Below are 4,389 nucleotides of genomic sequence, written 5' to 3' on the forward strand. Positions count from 1 at the left end.
AACGTACGGGCCACAAAGGCACCAATGGCTTACCGGTCATGTGTGGCGTGCCCCTCAACGGTACCTCACGCACGGCTCAAGTTTCTTCGGCACGGAGTCCGGGCGCGGCCGGCTGGATCGCTAACGTTTGAGATGACGCGAGATTGAGCCTACCAACTCCTCAAGAGCCTCTGTGTAGTCGTGGCGGAAGTCAATGTATTTCTTGGTTCGCAGCAGAGTTGGAACTGTGCAGTCATTAAGAAGTATCGGTATCACAGTGACTTTGCGTTCGTTGACTTCCGCCCAGAACTTGGCTTGCCACTCTTGCTCCACCCAGCGAGATGCGACCGCATGCTCTGACAAGACCACGACAACGAAGTCTGCTTGGTCGAGGCCCTCAGCGATCTTGGTTGGAATCGACTCGCCTCCAAGAATTTCCCATTCATCTAGCCAAGGTTGGTGACCAAGTTCCCCAAGATCGACTGCGAGCCCACGCACGAAGCCTTTGTCAGCTGAGGCGTGGGACAGAAATATCATTGCGCCGTGTGGCGGGCTACTGAAGCGAGCAGTAAACATTCTGTCGTTTAGAACGCCGGAGACAAAAGCGAGCTCTTCAAGCGCGAGGATGCGTTCTTCGCCTTGTGCTTCTGCTCCACGATACGGAGTAAGCATGTTGAACAGTTGCTCATGTCGCGCCAGTAGTTGCTGAGTATTTGGGGCTTGCAAGTATGTGAGCGGTATCAGGCTGTAGTACGCAGTTATGCCGAAAGGAGCGAACTTGACGATTCCATGAAGCTTTCCCTTGTGGATCGTGTCATCGTCAAGTTCACCGATCCGCCCCTTGTGCTTACCTCGAAGGATGACGACAGGGCCATAAGCGAATTCGTCGGCAGAGTAGGGCATCTTGCAGCTGGCTAACGTAATGTATTCCGCAAAACCTGCGGAATAATCTGGGCACTGCGGGATAAACTGGACATGAATTCCTCCGGAGAACGGCTTGTAGCCTTGATTTCAGCGACTTTGTTGAATTTCCATACAGGTGTAAAAATTCCGACAAACCCCGCAAATCGTTTTGATCGATTCTAGGCTTCAATCAGGCTGACCCAAAAAATTGGGAGCGCATCTTGAAGGCCTGCGTCCGCTGCCATCCAGTCATTCAAAAAACCAATGCTGCCGCCTGGTTTGTGACGAATAAGCTCCATTACCAGAAACAAAACTGCTACCAAATAAATAGCTACCTGCGCATATTCCAAAAGGGCTAGCGGCTGATTTAATGCCTAAAAATCCGCCACGCCTGCCGCTGCTTAAGCTCGTCACCCCAGCAGCTTGCGTGCTGCGTCCATCTGCTCATGCTCGAAGGCTGGGGCGAAGTCGTCCAACTCATGGCTGTGCAGGCCCACGGTCGCATGGCGGGCCACCGTCCGCCAGTCGGACACCGACTTGGCCACGTCGGCCAACGCCGCCAGGGCCAGGGTGGGCGTCAGGGAAAAGTAGGCGCAGTGGGCCATCAAGGGGGCCAGCCCCATGACAGGCCCCACGTCAGCGGACAACCACGTTTTGGACTCGCGGTCCTTGTCCGGAAACGGGTTGAGGTCAAAGGCCGGGGTCAGCCGCCACTGTGCGTTGCTCAGTTGCAGAAAGCCAAGGTTCTGCAGGTGGTCGTCCACGTTGGTGATCAAGAGGTTGAACACGATGCGGCGCCACAGTTGCCGGGCATCCGCTGTGGGCTGCGGTGAGTTGGCGCGGATGGCATGCTCGCACGACCGGCACCTTGTTATGCGTGAGCGGTAAGCCCTTGTCCAGATGACTGTCGAAAAACTTTACATGACAGATGACTCACCATCTCCAGACTTACACCGTCGACGAAATTCTTCAATCAATACAACCAGCTTATCCAACTTGTATTTGCATGGCACAGGTATTGCTGCGAATCTCGCGTGGACAGCAGGGTCATATCCGCCCAGGGCGAGATGTACAACGGAATTGGTGAGTCGTCCAAGTCGCATAAATGAGGAGGTTTCGTGAAACTACGCATCCTTTCTGTATTCCTGGCCGCGTTGCTTTTAGTCCCTACGGCTTGGGCCGGCTTTGTGACTTTCGAGTCGGCTGGTGCCGACCCCGCTTCGATCACACCGACGCGAGATGCCTTTCGCACAGCCGTCGGTGGCGGAACGATCGCCGGGGCCAATGGCTCCTTCGGTGGACTTCGCCGCGAGATCAACTGGGATGGCGTACCTAATAATCTATCCGACCCGAATGCGTTGCCTGCCAACTTCTTCAACGTCAACTCGCCCCGCGGGGCTGTACTCAGCACGCCAGGAACGGGCTTCCTCGTGAGCGCCAACGCCGGATTGGCCACGCCCGCGCTGTTCGGATTTGGCAGTGATTTCCAGAGCTTCAGCGCGCAGCGGCTGTTCACTGCGGTCGGCAGCAACATCACGGATGTTCTGTTCTATGTGCCGGGTACGATGACGGTTGCCACCACCAGTGCCTTCGCTGCGATCTTCGTCGACGTCGAAGTGGCTGCTCAGACGAGGATCGAGTTCTTCGACGAGAGCAATTCAATCATTTTCTCTCGCGACGCTTTGGTTGCGGGGAACCAGGGATTGAGCTTTGTGGGTGCGGTTGCCAATGCCGGCGAGAGGATCAGCCGGGTTCGCCTCACTTCGGGTATGAATACGCTAATTTCCAATGGCGTGTTGGGCAATCCAAATGACGACATTGTGGTCATGGACGATTTTCTTTATGCAGAGCCACAAGCACTGCAGAGCGTCCCCGAGCCATCGAGTTTTCCGTTGGTCGCCCTCGGACTGCTTGGCTGTCTGGCAGGGTTGCGTCGCCGCCACCACAGCATCTGATCACGAACAGGAGTTCAACACATCAGCCCAGGCATCGCGCCTTGGGCCGACGATAAAGCGATCCCCTCCTGCGCTGAGATACAGAGTCTGGCAAGTTCGCCACGAGGGCATACGGTGAGAGTGACCAAATTCGTGGGCAACGCACTTGGCCAGGCGCAATCATTCTCCCTGGAAAGTGATGATTGATTTGGTTCTTCGAACAACGGCCCTTGCCGCTGTATTTGTACCTGCATAAGCAGACCTCAAACGACGGACTAGGCCCGGGATTGCGCGCTCGCGGCATGTAGGGATGGGGCGTCGTAGCTCTTCAACGCGGCGAATCTGTCCTGGCGCTTGAGGGCGGACGGTTTTTCCGATAGGAGTTCTTCAGCGCAATTTTGCCGTCGCGAAAAGTGAACAGGTCACAGCCATGAACTTCCACACGAGCGCCGTCTGCTCGGGTGCCAGTGAAGGTCCACTCCGACACGCCGCGGTCACCTTGGACAAAGTGGCAGGCATTCCCCCAGTGGGCATCAGGAAACGTCACCCAGACCTCCGCAAATCCGGCCCGCACGGCCTCACGGCCGGCGTAGCGGGTTCCGCAGATGTCCGGGCCTGCCGACGATTCAAAGACACAGTCGTCGGTCATGAAGGACATCAAGGCATTAATGTCATGGCGATTCCACGCATCGGCGAAGTCCTGCAAGACCTCGGTGGTGAACTCAGGAAACGTATTGGCCATGATCTGCTCTCCTTCACGAATTTCAGGTTTCAGGTACTTGGCGCCGGAGTACAACATGGGTGGCTTTCTCCGACGCAACAAACTGGACACATTCATATCCCAGAGCGCGCATGTCAATCCCCTCGAACAATCGCTCTCCCCCGCCCAGCAGGATCGGCGAGATGGCGATGTGCAGCTCATCGATGAGGCCCGCACGAAGATATTGCTGGACAGTGTCAGGTCCGCCGCCAATGCGCACATCCATTCCGTTGGCTGCGTCGCGCGCCCGATCAAGCGCCTCGTGAATGCCGCCCGTGACGAAGTAGAAAGTCGTTCCGCCTTCCATCTGAATGGGCGGGCGCGCGTGATGAGTCAAGATGAAAGTTGGAACGTGATAGGGCGGGTTGTCCCCCCACCAGCCTTTCCAGTTCATGTCGGGCCAGGAACCGCGAATCGGTCCGAACATGTTCCTTCCGAGAATCCAGGCGCCAACATGTCTGAAGCCCCGCGCAGCGAAGTCGTCATCAATCCCCGTCGTGCCACCGTCGGCGCCAAATAGGGTCCGTTGGAGCGTGCGTGTCGGGAATAACCACTGGTGCAAATCTGTCCCGCCCACGCCGAGCGGATTCCTGATGTCCTGATTCGGACCAGCTCCGTATCCGTCAAGCGAGATAGTAAAGCCTTCAACTCGGACGCGTGTCATTTTCATGCCTTCCTTTCGATTGACGCCTCTTAAGAAACTTCCCCAGCAGCCTTGAGAAATCGGATATTTGAAATCATGCTGAGGAGGTTTGCTGTGGTGTAAGTTGAAAGCCCAATTGGTGAGCCCGACGAGTGAGATTTTGCACCACT

At 56.3% G+C, this 4,389-nt stretch carries 5 protein-coding genes; 1 reads left to right on the plus strand and 4 read right to left on the minus strand.

Features of this window, described 5'->3' with window-relative positions; translation table 11 throughout:
• Positions 1-120: 120 nt before the first annotated feature.
• Both C5P05_RS00720 and C5P05_RS00725 read right to left on the minus strand, forming a co-directional pair.
• The gene (locus tag C5P05_RS00720) at positions 121-882 is read right to left on the minus strand and encodes a toll/interleukin-1 receptor domain-containing protein (protein WP_114968006.1); all 762 of its coding nucleotides are present in this window, start codon (positions 880-882) and stop codon (positions 121-123) included.
• A gap of 410 nt (positions 883-1,292) precedes the next feature.
• A complete protein-coding gene (locus C5P05_RS00725; RefSeq protein WP_114968007.1) occupies positions 1,293-1,784 on the minus strand; it encodes a HipA domain-containing protein in 492 nt (163 codons plus the stop codon).
• 216 nt (positions 1,785-2,000) lie between these two features.
• On the opposite strand from C5P05_RS00725, the gene C5P05_RS00730 reads away from it, so the two are divergent.
• Positions 2,001-2,837 (plus strand): PEP-CTERM sorting domain-containing protein, encoded by an 837-nt coding sequence (locus C5P05_RS00730; RefSeq protein WP_114968008.1) that lies wholly within the window; start codon positions 2,001-2,003, stop codon positions 2,835-2,837.
• 307 nt (positions 2,838-3,144) lie between these two features.
• Here C5P05_RS00730 and C5P05_RS00735 read toward each other — a convergent pair whose 3' ends face one another.
• Complete coding sequence (locus C5P05_RS00735) at positions 3,145-3,558, minus strand: nuclear transport factor 2 family protein (protein WP_114968010.1); 414 nt, start codon at positions 3,556-3,558, stop codon at positions 3,145-3,147.
• A gap of 22 nt (positions 3,559-3,580) precedes the next feature.
• Complete coding sequence (locus C5P05_RS00740) at positions 3,581-4,240, minus strand: dihydrofolate reductase family protein (RefSeq protein ID WP_114968009.1); 660 nt, start codon at positions 4,238-4,240, stop codon at positions 3,581-3,583.
• Positions 4,241-4,389: the final 149 nt, after the last annotated feature.

The sequence above is a fragment of the Rhodoferax ferrireducens genome (assembly GCF_003347515.1).
In the GTDB taxonomy this organism is placed as follows: Bacteria; Pseudomonadota; Gammaproteobacteria; order Burkholderiales; family Burkholderiaceae_C; genus Rhodoferax.

What these genes read in the sequence shown, in the direction of transcription:
- C5P05_RS00740 (WP_114968009.1), bottom strand. Translation starts at nt 4,240, where the DNA reads ATGACACGCGTCCGAGTTGAAGGCTTTACTATCTCGCTTGACGGATAC.
- C5P05_RS00720 (WP_114968006.1), bottom strand. Translation starts at nt 882, where the DNA reads ATGCCCTACTCTGCCGACGAATTCGCTTATGGCCCTGTCGTCATCCTT.
- C5P05_RS00735 (WP_114968010.1), bottom strand. Translation starts at nt 3,558, where the DNA reads ATGGCCAATACGTTTCCTGAGTTCACCACCGAGGTCTTGCAGGACTTC.